This is a genomic window from Curvibacter gracilis ATCC BAA-807, from assembly GCF_000518645.1.
In the GTDB taxonomy this organism is placed as follows: domain Bacteria; phylum Pseudomonadota; class Gammaproteobacteria; order Burkholderiales; family Burkholderiaceae_C; genus Curvibacter; species Curvibacter gracilis.
In genome coordinates, this window is sequence record NZ_JADZ01000026.1 from 1 (window position 1) to 17,767 (window position 17,767).

Below are 17,767 nucleotides of genomic sequence, written 5' to 3' on the forward strand. Positions count from 1 at the left end.
CCCCGTTCGGTGTTGGGCCACTCCAGCGAAAGAAATCGTCCATGATGTGGTCGATGTCGCACTAGCCCGGTGGTCTCGAGGGCAGCCTGATTTAGAAGTGAGCGCTAGGGATCTACTTTGGCCGCTGAAGTGCATTGCTCTTGCTGTGATGGTCAGCTCGGGCACCATGACGCACCGCCTCAAGGGCTTGGAATCGTCTGGTTGGGTGCAGCGGGTGCCCAACCCCGAGGATGCGCGCAGCACGCTGGTGCAGCTCACCGACGCCGGCCTGGCATTGATTGATCAGGCGGTGTCGGCCCATGTCGACAACGAACGGGCGCTGCTGGCTGCGCTGTCGGTGACCGATCAGCAGGTGCTGGATGACGGACTGGCCCGTCTGCTGGCCTCGCTCGAGCCAGCCCCATGAAAAAACCAGCCGCAAGGGCTGGTTGATTCATTCGTGGCCGCGCCGGGCCCGCTCGGTTCAGAAGGGCGGGGCCTCAGGCCACCACGACGGCGGCGCCGTCACCGCGTTCGGCGATGGCACCGATGGTGTAGACGGTTTCACCGGCGGCGCGCAGCGTGGCTGCGGTGGCTTCGGCTTCGGCCGCATCCACCACCACCACCATGCCGATGCCGTTGTTGAAGGTGCGGTTCATCTCGATGTCGTCGATGCCGGCCACCTTCTGCAGCCAGGCAAACAGCTCGGTCTGCGGCCAGCTGCCCTTTTGCAGGTGGGCGGCCGTGCCTTCGGGCAGCACGCGGGGGATGTTCTCGAGCAGGCCGCCGCCCGTGATGTGGGCCAGCGCCTTGATGGGGTGCTGGGCCAGGGCTTGCAGCACCGGCTTCACGTACAGGCGGGTCGGGGCCATGATGGCTTGCTTGAAGGGCTGGCCGTCCAGGGTGGCGGGCAGGTCGGTGCCGGCGCGTTCGATCACCTTGCGCACCAGGCTGAAGCCGTTGGAGTGCACGCCGGCCGAGGCCAGGCCCAGCACCACGTCACCGGGCTTCACGTTCTGGCCGGTCAGGATCTTGGACTTTTCAACCGCGCCGACGGCAAAGCCGGCCAGGTCGTATTCACCATCGGGGTACATGCCCGGCATCTCGGCGGTTTCGCCACCGATCAGGGCGCAGCCCGACAGCTCGCAGCCGCGGGCAATGCCGCCCACCACGGCGGCGGCGGTGTCCACGTGCAGCTTGCCGCAGGCAAAGTAGTCGAGGAAGAACAGCGGCTCGGCGCCTTGCACCAGCACGTCGTTCACGCTCATGGCAACCAGGTCGATGCCCACGGTGTCGTGCATGTTCCATTCAAATGCCAGCTTGAGCTTGGTGCCTACGCCGTCGGTGCCGCTCACCAGCACGGGTTCCTGGTAGCGTTTGGGCACTTCGAACAGGGCTCCGAAGCCGCCGATGCCGGCCAGCACCCCTTCGCGCATGGTTTTCTTGGCCAGCGGTTTGATGCGCTCGACCAGGGCGTCGCCAGCGTCGATGTCAACGCCGGCGTCTTTGTAGGACAGGGGTGTGGAGGAGGTATTGGAGGAGCTCATTTGAAATGGACGGCACGGACAGGCGTGCACGGCGACTAGAATTTGAGGTGATTTTAAGGGGTGCCCCGACCGGGCAGCCTGCAACCCCCACCTTCATGCATTTTTCCACCACTCAAAAACGTGCCTTCACCTGGGTCGGTCTGGCCCTGGCGGCCTGGCTGCTGCTGTGGGCGCTCAAGCCCGTGCTGGCCCCCTTCGTGGTGGCGGCCGTGCTGGCCTACGCCCTGACGCCCATGGTCAACTGGCTCGACAACCTGGGCCGCGGGCGCATGCCCCGGGTGGTGGCGGTGGTGCTGGTCGAGGTGGTGTTCATCCTGCTGGCGCTGGGCCTGGTGATGCTGATCGTGCCCATCCTCACCAAAGAGCTGCCCCTGATGCGCGACCAGGTGCCCCAGCTGTTCGACCGGCTCAATGCCTTGCTCAAGCCGCTGGCGGCGCAGTTCGGGGTCACCCTGGCGGTGGATGTGGACACGCTCAAGGCCCTGGTCCTCAAGTACCTCAACACCAACACCGAAGACCTGCTGAGCCCGGTGCTGTCCTCGCTCAAGCTGGGGGGCAGCGTGGCCCTGGCCCTGGTGGGCAATGCGGTGCTGATCCCGGTGGCCTTGTTCTACCTGCTCATGGACTGGGACACTTTCGTGCTGCGCCTGGTCGAACTGGTGCCCCCGCGCCTGCGCGAGGGCTACGACAGCTTCATGGACGATGCCGACGCCGTGCTGGGCCAGTACCTGCGCGGGCAGCTGCTGGTGATGCTGCTGCTGGCCATCTTCTACAGCGCCGGCCTGGCGGCGTTCGGGCTGGACCTGGCCCTGCCCATCGGCATCTTCACGGGGCTGGCGGTGTTCGTGCCCTACCTGGGCTTTGGCCTGGGACTGGTGTTGGCCACCGTGTCGGGCCTGATGCAGTTCGCCTCGCTGAAGGCGCTGATCATGGTGGCGGTGGTGTTCGGCCTGGGGCAGTTTGTTGAAAGTTTCATTCTCACCCCCCGCCTGGTGGGCGAGCGCATCGGTCTGCACCCGCTGACCGTGATTTTTGCATTGCTGGCCTTCGGGCAGGTGCTGGGCTTTGTGGGTGTTCTGATCGCCCTGCCTGCCAGCGCCGTGCTGCTGGTGGCCGTGCGGCGAGTGCGCTCGGGCTACCTGGCCAGCCGGCTCTACACGGGTTGAAGAGGGGCTGGGAAACACGCGTCATGATGAAGCAACTGGCACTCGACATCGGCCTGGCCACAGGTCCCACCCTGGACCGGTTTTTTGCCGGCCCCAACGAAGCGGCCCTGCGCCACCTGCAGCTGTGGACCGGCGACGGCGCCCACGAGGCCCAGCGCTCGCCCGTGCCCACCTACCTGTGGGGCGACAGCGGCAGCGGCAAGACCCACCTGCTCAAGAGCGTGCAGACCGCGCTGCGCGAGCAGGGCGCGCGCGTGGGCTGGCTGGATGCCTCGATCCACGAACCCCCCGAATTCGACGAAACCTGGGCTGCCGTGCTGATGGACGAGGTGCACCTGTACACCGCGGTGCAGCAGCATGCGGCCTTCAACTGGTTCGTCAACGCCCACACGCACCAGCGCTGGGTGCTGGCCGCGGGCGAACTGCCGCCGGCCGACCTGAAACTGCGCGAAGACCTGCGCACCCGCCTGGGCTGGGGCCATGTGTTCCACCTGCACGTGCTCAGCGAGCCCGAGCGGCGCGCCGTGCTGCGCCAGGAGGCCGATGCCCGGGGCATCTTCCTCGGCGACGAGGTGATGGACTTCATGCTGAACCGCTTTTCGCGCGACCTGGGCAGCCTCATGCAACTGCTCGACCAGCTCGACGGTTACGCCCTGCGCACCCAGCGCGCCATCACCATTCCCCTCATCAAGGCCATGCTCGAATCCGAGTGAGGCCGCCACCCGCACCCAACGCATCCCGAATGCCAAGTCAGCCCCGCATGAAACTGGTTCTGTTCGACCTCGACCACACCCTGCTGCCCATCGACTCCGACTACGCCTGGGGCCAGTTCACCACCCGCATCGGCTGGACCGACCCGGTCGAGTTCGCCCGCCGCAACGACGAGTTCTTTGCCCACTACCAGGCCGGCACGCTGGATGTGCACGACTACGTGCGCTTTGCCATCGAGGCCGTGCGCGTCAAGGGGCCGCAGGCCGCGGCCGAGGCGCATGAGCGCTTCATGCAAGAGGTGATCCAGCCGGCCATCACGCCCCAGGCCCTGGCCCTGCTGCGCCAGCACCAGGCCGCCGGCGATACCGTGCTCATCATCACCGCCACCAATGAATTCGTCACCCGCCCGATCGCCCGCGCCCTGGGCGTGGACGAGTTGATCGCGGTGCAACTGGCCCGCGACGAGCAGGGCTGGTTCACCGGCGAAATCGACGGTGTTCCCTCCATGCGCGAGGGCAAGGTGCGGCGCATGGAACAATGGCTGGCTGCGCGCCAGCTCGACTGGACGCAGGTCGAGAGCACTTTCTACAGCGATTCCACCAATGATGTGCCGCTGCTGGAGCGAGTGAATCACCCTGTGGCCACCAACCCTGACGACCGCTTGCGCGCCCTGGCCCAAAGCCGCGGCTGGCGCATTCTGGACCTGTTCACCGAGACACCATGATCAAGAAGTTCATCGACAAATTGCTGGGCAAGGGCGCTGCGGCAGCCCCCAAGGCGGGCCGCCCCAAGTTCGGCAAACGCGAGGAGGTGCCCTTCAGCGTGCACGGCATCAACCCCGATCTGGTCGACCGGCGGGCCAACGACGTGGTGCACACCCTGAAGTCGGCCGGCTACGAGGCCTACATCGTGGGCGGTGCGGTGCGCGACCTGTTGCTGGGCCTGCGCCCCAAAGACTTTGACGTGGCCACCAATGCCACGCCTGAGCAGGTCAAGAGCCTGTTCCGCCGCGCCTTCATCATCGGCAAACGCTTCCGCATCGTGCACGTGGTGCATGGCCGCGGCCGCGAGCATGAGGTAATCGAGGTCTCCACCTTCCGCGCCTACCTCGACAACGCCGCAGCCGAGCAGGTCAGCGGCAACGAACGCACCAGCAAGCAGGCCCTGGCCGGCATGACCCATGCGGTCGATGCCAGTGGCCGCGTGCTGCGCGACAACGTCTGGGGCCCGCAGGAAGAAGACGCCGTGCGCCGCGACTTCACCATCAACGCCATGTACTACGACCCCGAGGCGCAGGTGGTGGTCGACTACCACAAGGGCATCCAGGACGCCAAGAAGAAGGTGCTGCGCATGATCGGCGACCCGGCCACGCGCTACCGCGAAGACCCGGTGCGCATCATCCGCGCCGTGCGCTTCGCCGCCAAGCTCAGCCCGCTGGGCTTCGAGATCGAGCCCAAGACGGCCGCCCCGCTGCTGTCGTCACAGACTCTGCTGGCCGATGTGCCGCAGAGCCGGCTGTTCGACGAGATGCTCAAGCTGCTGCAGACCGGCCATGCGCTGGCCACGATCGCCACCCTCAAGAAGCTGGGGCTGCAGCGGGGCATCTACCCGCTGCTGGACGTGGTGGTCGAGCGTGCCGACCAACCTTTTGTGACCGCGGCCCTGCAAGACACCGACCGGCGCGTGGGCGAAGGCAAGCCGGTGGCCCCGAGCTTCCTGCTGGCCACCGTGCTGTGGCAAGACGTGCGTGACGGCTGGGAACAGCGTCTGGCACAGCGCCAACACCCCTTCCCGGCCCTGCAGGATGCCATCGACGAGGTCTTCAACGCCCGCATCGGCGATGTGTCGGGCCGCGGCAAGCTGGCCGCCGACATGCGCGAGATCTGGGTCATGCAGCCACGCTTTGAAAAGCGCACCGGCAGCGCGCCCTATGGCCTGGTCGAGCAGGCCCGCTTCCGCGCCGGCTTCGACTTCATGCGCCTGCGCGCCGACATCGGCGAGGTGGACGAAGCCCTGGCCGAATGGTGGGAAGAGTTCAGCACCGGTGACGACACCACCCGCGAAGACCTGCTGGAGCAGGTGCGTGAAGAGCAGCGCGCCCGCCAGAAGGCCACGGCCCCCAAGGTGCGCCGCGTGCCGCGCCAGGCCGAGCCGCAAGGCGAGGGCGCACCCGCCCAGCCCGCCCCGGCCAGCCGCGAACCGTCCGAGCGCCCTTCAGAGCGGCTGCCGGAGGGTGAGGGTTCCGAGGGCACCACGCCCGCGCCGCGCAAACGCCGCCGCCGCAAGCCTTCGGGTGCGCGTGGAGGGCAAGGCGGTGGCCAGGGTGGCGGCCAGTCCGACAGCGGCGGCGACGCCCAGGGCTGAGGCCCATCCGCCCCCTGCTGAACGCCATGACCGACCTCCTTGCTGCGCCCGCGCTGGCCTGCATCGGCGTGGGTGGCAACCTGGGTGATGCCCAGGCCACCGTGCGCCAGGCCCTGGCCGATCTGGCCCGGCTGCCGCACAGCCAGCTGCTCAAGGCCTCTTCGCTGTACCGCAGCGCCCCGGTGGATGCCGGGGGGCCTGATTTCATCAATGCCGTGGTCCTGCTGCAGACCCATCTGGCGCCCTTGGCCTTGTTGCACGCGCTGCAGGCGCTGGAGCAGGCCGCCGGGCGCGAGCGGCCCTACCGCCATGCCCCACGCACCCTCGACCTGGACCTGCTCAGCCATGGTGACGCCCGGCTGGACAGCGCCGAACTGACCCTGCCGCACCCCCGCATGCGCCAGCGTGCCTTTGTGTTGCAGCCGCTGGCCGAGGTCTGGCCCGAGCAGGTGAGCGCGGCCGAGCTGGCCGCGGTGGCTGATCAGGCCATCACGCGGCTGTGAGGCGTTTGTGAGGTAGGCTGTGATGCGGCTGTGAGTGCCCGGCACCGAGCCGGGCCAGCCCTCAATCCACCTTGGCGCCAGACGCCTTCACCACCTTCTCGTACTTGGCCAGTTCGCCCTTCATGAAGGCGCCGAACTGCTCGGGCGAGGTGGGCACCGGCTCGGCCATCAGGCCCGCAAAGCGGGTCTTGGTCTCGGGTGAATTCAGGGCCGCCACAAAGGCCTGGTTCAGGCGCGTGATCACGTCCTTGGGCGTGTGCGCCGGGGCCACCAGGCCCCACCAGGTGTCGATGCTGAATCCCTTGTAGGTCTCGGCCACGGCGGGCACCTCGGGCAGCAGGGGGCTGCGCTGGGCGGTCGTCACGGCCAGGGCCTTGAGCTTGCCCGAGCGGATGTTGGGCGCTGCCGTGGCCAGGTTGTCGAAGTTGAAGTCGACCTCGCCCGCCAGCAGGGCCAGCTGTGCCGGGTTGCCGCCGTTGTACGGAATGTGCAGCGCGTAGATGCCGGCCTGGGCCTTGAACATCTCGCCGGCCAGGTGGCCTGCGCTGCCACTGCCGCCGCTGCCGAAATTGAGCTTGGCCGGATTGGCCCGCGCATAGGCCACCATGTCGGCCAGGGTGTTGATCTTGAGGCGCCGTGCGGTGTCGGCATTGATCACCAGCACATTGGGCACGCGCACGATCTGGGTGATGGGGCTGAAATCACGCAGCGCATCAAAGGGCATGCGGCTGTACAGCCAGGGGTTGACGGCATGGGTGGCGGTGGCTGCGATGCCAATCGTCAGCCCGTCAGGGGCCGCCTTGGCCACCTGGTCGGCACCGATGTTGCCCCCTGCGCCCGGCTTGTTCTCGATGATCACCGGGCCCAGCGAGTCTTTCACCCGTTCGGCCAGCACGCGGGCCGTCACGTCGATGGGGCCCCCGGGGGCATACGGCACGATGATGCGGATCGGGCGCCCGGCAGCGCCGGTCTGGGCCAGGGCCGGCAGGTTGGAAAGCGCCGGCAGGGCGGCCAGCGGGCTGAGGAGGACGTTTCTGCGCTTCATGGCCTGATTGTCGTACCGTGTCGGGCGTGCAAACAAATGCTTACATCCCTTTGCAATTCAGGCGTCATGCCCTCGCACAGCCCGGGGCGTTGTCATCCACATGGAGGTTGTCTCCATGTCAATGAAGGAAGTCATCATGAAAGTCCAAGCTCTCGTCTCCGCCGTGATCGTTGCCCTGGCTGCCGGTGTGTCCGGTGCTGCATTTGCCCAGGCTCCCGCTGCGGCACCGGCTGTCGGCCCGGCGCCCGCCACGGCCACCGTGAAGACGCCTTCCACCGTCACCCCGGTGGCTGAGCCCGCTGCCGCGGCCCCGGCAGCTGATGCCAAGGCCGAGCACAAGCACAAGCGCCACCACAAGCATCACAAGGATGCTGCCGCCGCCGCGGCTCCTGCCACCCCGGCAGCCCCTGCAGCCCCCGCTGCGCCGGCCAAGTAAGTCGGCAACCAGTCCGCCCAGCCTGAGGGGGTTCGGGCGGATGCGAAAAAGCCACCCTGATGAGCATCAGGGTGGCTTTTTTTGTTGGAGGCCCCCATGTCAGCTCATGGCGGGCAGCCAAGCAGCGAGAGCAGTGCCGGAGCGACCTTGTCGAGCACTTTTAGCGCAAAAAGGATGTCATCCGCAGAGGGTTCAATTCCTTGGTATTGGTGATTGCGGAGGTCGCGGATCGCGTCGACCTGATCGTGCACGGACTCCGTGATTCCGGCGTAGGCACAGGCTGCCTCCAGCGTCTGCATGTGGTGCCCGTCCGCGCTGCCGGCGCGCCAGCCCTGGCTCGACAGCACTGCCAGGCTCAGGTTGAGCAAGGCGTCGTAAGCCGCACCAATCCGCGTCGTTGGGGAATTGCTTTCGCGCTGAGCGTCTGCCACCTTGCCTTTGCTGATGACAATCCAGCCGTCGATGCTTCTGCGATGGATGGGGGCCTTCTGAAAGACCTTGCTGCCCGCTTTTTGGAAGTCTTCAGGTTTTCTCAGCACGGAGAGTCCCTTCAATAGGAATGATGGGGTTTCTCAGGATTTCGCCAATCAACTCACTGTTGCCGGGGGCTTCCTCCCAGTCCTGGGGGCTGAACGTCAGCACGTTCACTGCACGCCCCAGCAGGCGACCTGCGGGCTTGAAATGTGCCTGCATTTGCAGGCGTGAATTTGCTGTGATGAGCAACAGGTCGATATCGCTGTCTGTGCGTTCTTCACCTCTTGCGACCGAGCCAAAAATGGCAGCTGCTTGCACAGGCTGGTCAAGCTCGGCCAAGCGGTCACGCAAAACACGCACCATGTCGCTGTCTTGTCGCAGCAATTGAGCCAGGGGGGCCAATTCACCCCCTGTCGCTGCCGCATATTTGACAGACCGACCTTGACCTTGTTTTTCAAGCAGGCCCACTTCGGCCCATCGACGAAGCCAGCGGGACGTCGCGCCCGGGTCAATGGTCGCCACCGCAGCCAATTCTCGGGCCCCATAGCCCCGACCTGGGTGTTCGAAAAGAACACGCAATGCCTTGTAGCGGGCGCTGCCCCCGAAAAGTTCGGCCATGAGTTGCTGGTTCATGATGTGGGCTTGCGTGAGGGGCGTGCTGGGCGATGGGGATGGCTATGTTGCCTATTCTGCATCATGCGTTGCTCAATCGGCAACAAGCGATCGCAAGCCGGCCTGTTGTCGATTCAACAGCCGGGTTGTGGAGCGGGCATGTGATCCAGCCCCTTGTGGGCCGTGGGCCCACCCCGCTCGACCCGACTCAGGCGGCCGCGTGCTTGTCGGCTTCGCTGGTGAAGGCGTCGGCGTAGAACTCTTCCGCAGGCAGGCCGCGCTGGGCGCTGTAGGCCGTCCGGGCCGATTCGACCACGATGGGGGCGCCGCAGGCATACACCTGGTGGCCCGACAGGTCGGCAAAGTCGTCCAGCACCGCCTGGTGCACGAAGCCGGTGCGGCCGCTCCAGCCGTCTTCGGGCAGGGCGTCAGACACCACGGGCACGTAGCGCAACTGGGGCATTTCGGCCGCGCGGGCCAGCACCCAGTCGTGCAGGTACAGGTCTTGCGGGCGACGGCCGCCCCAGTACAGGGTCACGGCGCGGGTGCTGCCCTTGAACTGCAGCTGCTCGATCAAGGCCTTGATCGGCGCAAAACCGGTGCCCGAGGCCAGCAGCACGATGGGCTTGTCGCTGTCTTCGCGCAGGTAGAAGCTGCCGAAGGGGCCTTCCACGCGCAAGATGTCCTTTTCCTTCATGGCGCCGAACACGTGGTCGGTGAACTTGCCGCCGGGCATGTGGCGGATGTGCAGTTCGACGCCGGGCGCCTCGGTCTGGGTGTGCGGGGCGTTGGCCATCGAGTAGGCGCGGCGGGCGCCGTCGCGCAGGATGAACTCGATGTACTGGCCGGCGTGGTAGCGGAAGGTCTCGGTGGCTGGCAGCTGCAGGCGCAGTTGCACCACGTCGGCCGACTTCTTTTCGAGGGCCGCCACGCGCACCGGCATCTTCTTGATCGGGAAGGCGCTCTCGTCGGTCACCTGGCGCGACTCCAGCACCAGATCGGTCTGCGGCACGGCGCAGCAGGTCAGGATGAAGCCCTGGGCCGCTTCTTCGGCGCTCAAGGCCTTGCTCTGGTGTTCGCCATGCACCACCTCGCCTTCGAGCTTCTTGCATTTGCACGAGCCGCAGGCGCCGTCCTTGCAGCCATAGGGCAGGCCCACGCCCTGGCGGATCGCGGCGGCCAGCACGGCTTCTTCGGGGTTGGCGGTGAAGGCTCGCCCACTGGGCTGCACGGTGATGTTGAAGCTCATCTTTTCGGTATCCTCGGGGCCGTCTTTAGAAACAGGAAAGCCCCGATTTTGCCTTCAAACCAAAGCCCTCTCGGCGCCTTGCCCGCGCGGTTCCGGCGCCAACGCCTGTTGATCGTGGGCTGCGGTGACGTGGGTCAACGCGTGGCGCGGCAGTTGCTGGGGCGTGTGCGCGTGCTGGCCCTGACCTCCTCGCCCGAGCGCGTGGCCGCATTGCGCGCCCAGGGCATCACGCCCCTGCTCGGCGATCTGGACCAGGCCGCCACCCTGCGGCGCCTGGCCGGCCTGGGCCAGCGGGTGCTGCACCTGGCGCCACCGCCGGCCCAGGCCACTGGGGCGTGGTGGCTGGACCCGCGCTCGCTGGCCCTGGCGCGCAGCCTGCGCCGGCGCAGCCTGCCCAGTGCCCTGGTGTATGGCTCGACCAGCGGGGTGTATGGCGACTGCGCCGGGGCTTTGGTGGCCGAAACCCGCAGCCTGCAACCCACCACGCCACGGGCCCAGCGCCGGGTGGATGCCGAGCGCGTGATGCGCCACCTGGGCCGCAGCCTGCGCGTCAGCATCCTGCGCATCCCCGGCATCTACGCCCCCGACCGCGAAGGCGGTACGCCGCGCACCCGCCTGCTGCGTGGCACGCCCGTGCTGCGGCCCGAAGACGATGTCTACACCAGTCACATCCATGCCGACGATCTGGCCACCGCCTGCCAGCTGGCGCTGTGGCGCGGCCGGCCGCAACGGATCTACAACGTGTGCGACGACACACGCTTGCTGATGGGCGACTACTTTGACCTGGCGGCCGACCTGTACGGCCTGCCGCGCCCGCCTCGGGTGGCCCGCAACGAAGCCCGCGAGCAGTTGCCCGTGAGCCTGCTGAGCTTCATGAGCGAGTCGCGCCGGCTGCTCAACACCCGGCTGAAGACCGAGCTGCGGCTGGCGCTGCAGCACCCCACCGTGCGCGAGGGTCTGGCCTGATCCGCTGCGCTGCTGACCTTGGCGCGCGGGCTCTTGCGGGGTTCAGTCTTGCGTGCGGGCCTCCACCTCGGCCTTGGAGACCTGGCGGCGCAGCCGGATGTTGAGCATTTCCACCGCCACCGAAAACGCCATCGCGAAGTAGATGTAGCCCTTGGGCACGTGGTGGTCAAAGCCCTCGGCAATCAGCACCACCCCCACCACCACCAGGAAGGACAGGGCCAGCATCTTGATCGTGGGGTGCTGCGACACAAAGCGCCCGATGGCGCTGGCAAACACCATCATCAGGCCCACCGAGGCCACCACGGCGGCGATCATCACGGTGACGTTGTCGACCATGCCGACGGCGGTGATGATCGAGTCGAGCGAGAACACCAGGTCGACCAGCATGATCTGCACGATCACCGAGCCGAAACTGCTGCGCCCGCCGGCGCTGTCGTGGTGCTCTTCGCCCTCCAGGGTCTGGTGGATCTCGCCGGTGCTTTTCCAGATCAGGAACAGGCCCCCCGCGATCAGGATCAGGTCGCGCCCCGAGATGTCCTGGCCCCAGGCGCTGAACACCGGGGCGTTGAGCCCGATGATCCACGACAGCACCAGCAGCAGGCCGATGCGCATGAACATGGCCATGAACAGGCCCAGGCGCCGGGCCCGGTCACGCTGGGCTTCGGGCAGGCGGTCGACCAGCACCGAGATGAAGATCACGTTGTCGATGCCCAGCACCAGTTCCAGGGCCGTCAGGGTGGCAAAGGCCAGCCAGGCCTGGGGAGAGCTCAGGAGTTCCATCATGGTGTGTTGTCTCGTTGCGAAAAGCCGTTTGTAGCTGGTTTTGGCACGGCTGGGCAGGGCCAGATGTAAAAGCCTGGCCCACGGATGGGCGGCGGACAGCAGGCCGATGTCCATTGATGCGGGTCAAGCCTGAGTGCCGTGCGCAGGTCGAAAATGACATTTTGATGACCGATGGGGTGGCCTCCGTGGTGCTACCCCAGACAGGTTCTGAGCACGGCCACGATGTTTTTGCGGAGACCCAGACATGACAGAACGCCCATCGACCCCCCGAGCGGCCAGCGCGCCCGCAGCAGGCGCCCAAGCCGCCCCCAGCAACACGGCTGCTGCGGCCAAAGCCCGCACTCCACGAACCCCACGCAGCGAACGCAGTGAACGCAGCACGCGCCGTGGCGATGTGGCGCCCTCGGTGGCACCGCGCGCCCTGGCCCGCCATGTGGCCCGCGAGGCCACCGATGCGGCGCAGCACAAGCAGCTGTCGGTGGTGAAGTCGCTGGTGGCGGGTGGGGCGGGCGATCCGGCTGAAGCCGCGGCGTCGATCGAGCAACGCACCGCCTCCCTGCGTGCCATGCTCGATGGCGTGTCCCAGGATGACCTGCAGATGCTGCTGCAGGAACTGCGCCCCAACCAGGCCCTGACCGGCGAAAAAGACACCGGCAACCCCGACGAGGAACTGGCCCGCGACTGGCGCCAGGGCGGCTACCCCTACCGCCATCTGATGCGCCGCGCCAGCTACGAGCGCGAGAAGTTCAAGCTCCAGGTCGAGCTGCTCAAGCTGCAGGCCTGGGTCAAGGAGACCGGCCAGCGCGTGGTGATCCTGTTCGAGGGGCGCGATGCCGCCGGCAAGGGGGGCACCATCAAGCGCTTCATGGAGCACCTCAACCCGCGCGGCGCGCGCGTGGTGGCCCTGGAGAAGCCCTCCGAGATCGAGCGCGGCCAGTGGTATTTCCAGCGCTATGTGCAGCACCTGCCCACGCGCGGCGAGATCGTGATGTTTGACCGCAGCTGGTACAACCGCGCCGGGGTCGAGCGGGTGATGGGCTTCTGCACCGATGCCGAATACACCGAGTTCATGCGCCAGGCGCCCGAGTTCGAACGCAACCTGGTGCGCAGCGGCGTGCACCTGATCAAGTTCTGGTTCTCGGTCAGCCAGAGCGAGCAGCGCCGCCGCTTCAAGGAGCGCGAGGCCCACCCGCTCAAGCAATGGAAGCTCAGCCCCATCGACAAGGCCTCGCTCGACAAATGGGACGACTACACCCGGGCCAAAGAGGGCATGTTCTTCGAGACCGACACCGCCGATGCCCCCTGGACGGTGATCAAGAGCGATTGCAAGAAGCGCGCGCGCCTGAATGCCATGCGCTATGTGTTGCACATGCTGCCCTATGGCAACAAGGACAGCGATCACATCGGCAAGCTCGACCCCCTGATCGTCGGCCGCGCCCATGTGGTCTATGAGCGCGGCGAACGCCCGGGCGGCGCGCTGCTGTAGGCGCCGTTGAGGGGCATCCAGGGCCCGGTGTGTCGCCGAGGTGTCCTCGGCGGTCTCTGGCGTCGATAGCATGGCCGACGGGTCCCCGGGCCCATCGGCTGGGCACCGGGCGCCTGCGCACCGGCCGGCTGGCAGGCCAACGGGGTCTTGTTCGATACAACCACCGTACCGGAGACAAGCCATGCCTTTCCAGCCCTCTGTCATCCAGCGCATCGCCATCGGCGACATGCTGCGCCGTGCCGCCGCCCGAGCGCCGGGCAAGACCGCCCTCATCGAAGGCGAACGCCGCCTGAGCTACCGCGAGCTCGACCAGCGCTGCAACCAGCTGGCCAACCACCTGCTGGCCCAGGGCCTGAAAAAAGGCGATGCGGTGGCCACGCTGTGCCTCAACAGCATCGAGCAGGTGGTGATGGCCTTCGGCATTGCCAAGGCCGGCCTGGTCTGGGTGCCCATGAACGTGATGCTGGCGGGCGAGCAGATCCAGTACATCCTGGGTCAGGTCGAGGCCCGGCTGGTGATCGCCGACGACGAGCTGCTGGCCCCGGTGCGCGCCGCCATCGAGGCCGTGTGCCCCGGCGTGCTGGTCAACCGCGTCAGCAGCCCGCCTGGGGTGGCCGGCCCCTGGCTGCACGAGGCCTTGCAGGCCGCCCCCAGCAGCGAGCCCGAGGTGCAGATCGACGACCGCGATCTGGCCCAGATCATGTTCACCAGCGGTACCACGGCCCACCCCAAGGGCGTGGCGATCAGCCACCTGGCCGTGTTTGTGGCCTCGCTCAGCGGGGCGATCGAAGGCGGCATCCAGCATGACGACGTGACCGGCGTGGTGATGCCGGTCTTCCACTGTGCCGAGCACTCGCTGGTGGCCGCCTTTGTGCACCTGGGCGCCACCCTGGTCATCGTGCGCCGCTTCGAGCCCGTGGCCTTCATGCGCACGGTGCAGCAGCACCGCCTGAGCTGGATCTTCCTGCTGCCCATGATGTACCGGGCCCTGCTGGACCACCCCGAGCGCGCCGGGTTCGACCTCAGCTCTTTGCGCCTGTGCCTGTATGCCATGCAGCCCATGGAGCCGGCCTTGCTGCGCCGCCTGACCCAAGAGATCTGCCCGCGCTTCGCCCTGGCCAGCGGCCAGACCGAAACCTACCCCGGCACCACCTATTTCAAGCCCGAGTACCAACTGAGCAAGCCCGGGCCTTACTGGGGCACGCCCGCGTTGATCAACGACATGGCCATCATGGACGACGAGGGGCAGCTGCTGCCCCAGGGGCAGGTGGGCGAGCTGGTGGTGCGCGGCCCCAATGTCATGAACGGCTACTACAAGAACCCCGAGGCCACGGCCGAGGCCTGCCGCCACGGCTGGCACCACACCGGCGACCTGTGCTTCTACGACCCCGATGGCCTGCTGGTGTTTGTGGACCGCAAGAAGGACATGATCAAGACCGGGGGCGAGAACGTGGCGTCCATCACGGTCGAGACCGCCTTGCTGGGCCACCCTGCGGTGGGCAACGCCGTGGTGGTGGGCCTGCCGCATGAACACTGGACCGAGGCCGTGACCGCCTTCGTGGTGCTCAAGCCCGGCCAGGCCGCCGATGCCGAGGCCGTGCTGGCCCATTGCCGGCAGCGCCTGGCGCGCCACGAGGTGCCCAAGGCGGTGGTGTTTCTGCCGGCGCTGCCCACCACGGCCACCGGCAAGATCCAGAAGAACGTGCTGCGCCAGCAGTACCAGCAGCACTTTCAGGCCTGAGGGGCGCTGGGTTCGGGCTCAGTTGGCGCTCAGAGCACCTTCTGGGCGCGCAACTCGGCGATGCGGGCGGCATCCAGCCCCAGCTCGCGCAGCACCTCGTCGGTGTGCTGGCCCAGGGCCGGCGGGGCGTTGCGCAGCACCGGCGGGTTGTCGGCCAGGCGCAGCGGGCTGGCCACGCCGCGAATTTGCGCAATGCCGTCGCCCGCCTCACGCGGCAGCGTCACGGCCAGGCCGCGGGCCTGCACCTGGGCATCGTCAAAGGCGCGCCCGATGTCGTTGATCGGGCCGCAGGGCACGGCCTTGTCTTCGAGCAGGGTGATCCAGTCGGCCGTGTTGCGGCTGCGGGTCAGCTCCGCCATCAGCGGGATCAGCGTGTCGCGGTGCTTCACGCGCAAGGTGTTGGTGGCAAAGCGCTCGTCCTGGGCCCATTCGGGCCGCCCGGAGGCCGCGCAGAAGCGGGCAAACTGACCGTCGTTGCCGATGGCCAGCAGCATGGCGCCGTCGGCCGTCGGGAAGTCCTGGTAAGGGGCCAGGCTGGGGTGGCTGTTACCCTGGCGCCCGGGCACCTTGCCGGTGTTGAGAAAGCCCGCCGCCTGGTTGGCCAGGATGGCCATGCCCACGTCCAGCAGTGACATGTCGATGTGCTGGCCCTTGCCCGTCTGGTGCCGCACGTTGAGCGCGGCCAGGATGGCGGTGGAGGCATAGACGCCGGTGAACAGGTCGGTCAGTGCCACACCCACCCGCAACGGGCCGCCGCCGGGCTGGTCGTCGGCCCGGCCGGTGATGCTCATCATCCCGCTCATGGCCTGGATCATCAGGTCATAGCCGGCCCGCTCGGCATAAGGCCCGTCCTGGCCGAACCCGGTCACCGAGCAGTAGATCAGCCGCGGGTTCAGCGCCAGCAGGCTGGCGTGGTCCAGCCCGTACTGCTGCAAGCCGCCCACCTTGAAGTTCTCCACCACGATGTCGGCGCGCAGCGCCATCTCGCGGATCAGGGCCTGCCCCTCGGCACTGGCCATGTCGATCGTCACCGATCGCTTGTTGCGGTTGCAGGCCGTGAAATAGCTGGCCTGAGCAGTGTCCTGCCCCGCCGCATCCTTCAGGAAGGGAGGCCCCCAGTGCCGGGTGTCATCCCCCGCCCCAGGCCGCTCCACCTTCACCACATCCGCCCCCAGATCCGCCAGGATCTGCGTGCACCAGGGCCCCGCCAGCACACGGGACAAATCAAGAACTTTGAGACCCGCAAGGGCCCCAGGCTGGGGTGTGGGCAGTTGAGTCATACATCCATCATTCACAAGGGCTCAGAGCGGCGGTGCGCGCTGCAAACCACTGGGTCAGAAGCTCCCGGTTTGTGCACCGGCAAGCGCAGCGAAGCCCGTTCCAGGATACCGCGGAGCTGGCTCTGCCAGTCCGCAGGTATCGCCCCCTTGAGGGGGGACGGGCTACACGCAGTGAGCCCGACAGGGGTGGGTCAATTCGCGAAGGCGGCGATCCCAGTTTGCGCCCGGCCCAGGATCAGGGCGTGCACGTCGTGGGTGCCTTCGTAGGTGTTCACCACCTCCAGGTTCACCAGGTGGCGGGCCACACCGAACTCGTCGCTGATGCCGTTGCCACCCATCATGTCGCGCGCCAGGCGGGCGATGTCGAGGGCCTTGCCGCAGGAGTTGCGCTTGATGATCGAGGTGGTTTCTACCGCGGCCGTGCCTTCGTCCTTCATGCGGCCCAGGCGCAGGCAGCCTTGCAGGCCCAGTGCGATCTCGGTCTGCATGTCGGCCAGCTTCTTCTGGATCAGCTGGTTGGCAGCCAAGGGGCGGCCGAACTGCTTGCGGTCCAGGGTGTATTGGCGTGCGGTGTGCCAGCAGAACTCGGCGGCACCCAGGGCGCCCCAGGCGATGCCGTAGCGGGCGCTGTTCAGGCAGGTGAAGGGGCCCTTCAGGCCTTGCACCTCGGGGAAGGCGTTTTCTTCGGGCACGAACACGTCGTCCATCACGATTTCGCCGGTGATCGAGGCGCGCAGACCCACCTTGCCGTGGATGGCCGGGGCGCTCAGGCCCTTCATGCCCTTTTCGAGCACAAAGCCGCGGATCGGGCCCACGGCGCCGCCTTCGGACACTTCCTTGGCCCACACCACGAACACGTCGGCGATGGGGCTGTTGGAGATCCACATCTTGCTGCCCTTGAGCTTGTAGCCACCGGCCGTCTTGTAGGCGCGGGTGGCCATGCTGCCGGGGTCGGAGCCGTGGTCGGGTTCGGTCAGGCCGAAGCAGCCGATCCATTCGCCGGTGGCCAGCTTGGGCAGGTACTTCTGGCGCTGGCCTTCGGTGCCGAATTCATAGATGGGCACCATCACCAGCGAGCTCTGCACGCTGGCCATCGAGCGGTAGCCCGAATCCACGCGCTCGATTTCGCGGGCGATCAGGCCGTAGGCCACGTAGTTCAGGCCGGGGCCGCCGTACTGCTCGGGGATGGTGGGGCCCAGCAGGCCCAGCTCGCCCATTTCGCGGAAGATGGCCGGATCGGTCTTCTCGTGGCGGAAGGCTTCCAGCACGCGCGGTGCCAGCTTGTCCTGGCAGTAGGCGGCGGCAGCGTCGCGGATCATGCGCTCGTCGTCGGTGAGCTGTTGGTCGAGAAGAAAGGGGTCAGCCCATTGGAAGGCGGCACGGCTCATGAGGGGTCTCCGGTCAGTGGCAGAAAAGCGTTTGCTT

General features: G+C 67.2%; 18 protein-coding genes. 10 read left to right on the plus strand and 8 right to left on the minus strand.

The window, feature by feature from the left end; all coding sequences use genetic code 11:
- The first annotated feature begins 145 nt into the window (after positions 1-145).
- Complete coding sequence (locus L880_RS0118705; protein WP_342669181.1) at positions 146-406, plus strand: MarR family winged helix-turn-helix transcriptional regulator; 261 nt, start codon at positions 146-148, stop codon at positions 404-406.
- 73 nt (positions 407-479) lie between these two features.
- On the opposite strand, the gene purM is transcribed toward L880_RS0118705, so the two are convergent.
- Positions 480-1,526, minus strand: coding sequence for a phosphoribosylformylglycinamidine cyclo-ligase (purM, locus tag L880_RS0118710; protein ID WP_027476968.1), 1,047 nt, complete (start codon positions 1,524-1,526; stop codon positions 480-482).
- A gap of 95 nt (positions 1,527-1,621) precedes the next feature.
- Between purM and L880_RS0118715 the strand changes: the two genes are divergently transcribed.
- From L880_RS0118715 to folK, 5 genes are read left to right on the plus strand one after another with little or no spacing between them, the layout of a single operon-like run.
- On the plus strand, positions 1,622-2,692 hold the full coding sequence (locus tag L880_RS0118715) for an AI-2E family transporter (protein ID WP_027476969.1): 1,071 nt from the start codon (positions 1,622-1,624) through the stop codon (positions 2,690-2,692).
- Positions 2,693-2,718: 26 nt separating this feature from the next.
- On the plus strand, positions 2,719-3,405 hold the full coding sequence (gene hda, locus L880_RS0118720; RefSeq protein WP_027476970.1) for a DnaA regulatory inactivator Hda: 687 nt from the start codon (positions 2,719-2,721) through the stop codon (positions 3,403-3,405).
- 47 nt (positions 3,406-3,452) lie between these two features.
- Positions 3,453-4,127 (plus strand): histidinol-phosphatase, encoded by a 675-nt coding sequence (locus tag L880_RS0118725; protein WP_245615239.1) that lies wholly within the window; start codon positions 3,453-3,455, stop codon positions 4,125-4,127.
- Entirely contained in the window at positions 4,124-5,767 is a 1,644-nt protein-coding gene (gene pcnB, locus L880_RS0118730; protein ID WP_027476972.1) for a polynucleotide adenylyltransferase PcnB, read from the plus strand. The genes L880_RS0118725 and pcnB overlap by 4 nt, the downstream gene beginning before the upstream one ends.
- A gap of 26 nt (positions 5,768-5,793) precedes the next feature.
- Positions 5,794-6,270: a 2-amino-4-hydroxy-6-hydroxymethyldihydropteridine diphosphokinase gene (gene folK, locus L880_RS0118735; RefSeq protein ID WP_027476973.1), complete on the plus strand. Its 477-nt coding sequence runs from the start codon at positions 5,794-5,796 to the stop codon at positions 6,268-6,270.
- 61 nt (positions 6,271-6,331) lie between these two features.
- Here folK and L880_RS0118740 read toward each other — a convergent pair whose 3' ends face one another.
- The gene (locus L880_RS0118740; RefSeq protein WP_019574616.1) at positions 6,332-7,315 is read right to left on the minus strand and encodes a Bug family tripartite tricarboxylate transporter substrate binding protein; all 984 of its coding nucleotides are present in this window, start codon (positions 7,313-7,315) and stop codon (positions 6,332-6,334) included.
- Between the two features lie 136 nt (positions 7,316-7,451).
- On the opposite strand from L880_RS0118740, the gene L880_RS0118745 reads away from it, so the two are divergent.
- A complete protein-coding gene (locus L880_RS0118745) occupies positions 7,452-7,751 on the plus strand; it encodes a hypothetical protein (RefSeq protein WP_027476974.1) in 300 nt (99 codons plus the stop codon).
- A gap of 104 nt (positions 7,752-7,855) precedes the next feature.
- On the opposite strand, the gene L880_RS0118750 is transcribed toward L880_RS0118745, so the two are convergent.
- The 3 genes from L880_RS0118750 to L880_RS0118760 form a co-directional block, all read right to left on the minus strand.
- Positions 7,856-8,290: a hypothetical protein gene (locus tag L880_RS0118750; protein ID WP_027476975.1), complete on the minus strand. Its 435-nt coding sequence runs from the start codon at positions 8,288-8,290 to the stop codon at positions 7,856-7,858.
- Positions 8,274-8,858 carry a nucleotidyltransferase domain-containing protein gene (locus tag L880_RS0118755; RefSeq protein ID WP_084461437.1) on the minus strand — a complete coding sequence of 195 codons (585 nt, stop codon included), beginning with the start codon at positions 8,856-8,858 and terminating at the stop codon, positions 8,274-8,276. Before L880_RS0118755 ends, L880_RS0118750 begins: the two co-directional genes overlap by 17 nt.
- Before the next feature lie 187 nt (positions 8,859-9,045).
- Positions 9,046-10,086, minus strand: a complete 1,041-nt coding sequence (locus L880_RS0118760; RefSeq protein WP_027476977.1) for a CDP-6-deoxy-delta-3,4-glucoseen reductase — start codon at positions 10,084-10,086, stop codon at positions 9,046-9,048.
- Between the two features lie 48 nt (positions 10,087-10,134).
- Here L880_RS0118760 and L880_RS0118765 point away from each other — a divergent pair, with 48 nt between their 5' ends.
- Positions 10,135-11,052, plus strand: a complete 918-nt coding sequence (locus L880_RS0118765) for an SDR family oxidoreductase (RefSeq protein WP_027476978.1) — start codon at positions 10,135-10,137, stop codon at positions 11,050-11,052.
- A 42-nt stretch (positions 11,053-11,094) separates the two neighbouring features.
- Here the strand turns inward: L880_RS0118765 and L880_RS0118770 are convergent, their stop codons facing one another.
- A complete protein-coding gene (locus L880_RS0118770; RefSeq protein ID WP_027476979.1) occupies positions 11,095-11,835 on the minus strand; it encodes a TerC family protein in 741 nt (246 codons plus the stop codon).
- Positions 11,836-12,079: 244 nt separating this feature from the next.
- Here L880_RS0118770 and ppk2 point away from each other — a divergent pair, with 244 nt between their 5' ends.
- Together ppk2 and L880_RS0118780 are read left to right on the plus strand one after the other, a co-directional pair.
- On the plus strand, positions 12,080-13,321 hold the full coding sequence (ppk2, locus tag L880_RS0118775; protein WP_027476980.1) for a polyphosphate kinase 2: 1,242 nt from the start codon (positions 12,080-12,082) through the stop codon (positions 13,319-13,321).
- A gap of 181 nt (positions 13,322-13,502) precedes the next feature.
- Positions 13,503-15,062: an AMP-binding protein gene (locus L880_RS0118780; RefSeq protein WP_027476981.1), complete on the plus strand. Its 1,560-nt coding sequence runs from the start codon at positions 13,503-13,505 to the stop codon at positions 15,060-15,062.
- Between the two features lie 29 nt (positions 15,063-15,091).
- Here L880_RS0118780 and L880_RS0118785 read toward each other — a convergent pair whose 3' ends face one another.
- Positions 15,092-16,342 (minus strand): CaiB/BaiF CoA transferase family protein, encoded by a 1,251-nt coding sequence (locus tag L880_RS0118785; protein ID WP_027476982.1) that lies wholly within the window; start codon positions 16,340-16,342, stop codon positions 15,092-15,094.
- A gap of 191 nt (positions 16,343-16,533) precedes the next feature.
- A complete protein-coding gene (locus L880_RS0118790) occupies positions 16,534-17,730 on the minus strand; it encodes an acyl-CoA dehydrogenase (RefSeq protein ID WP_027476983.1) in 1,197 nt (398 codons plus the stop codon).
- Between the last annotated feature and the right edge of the window lie 37 nt (positions 17,731-17,767).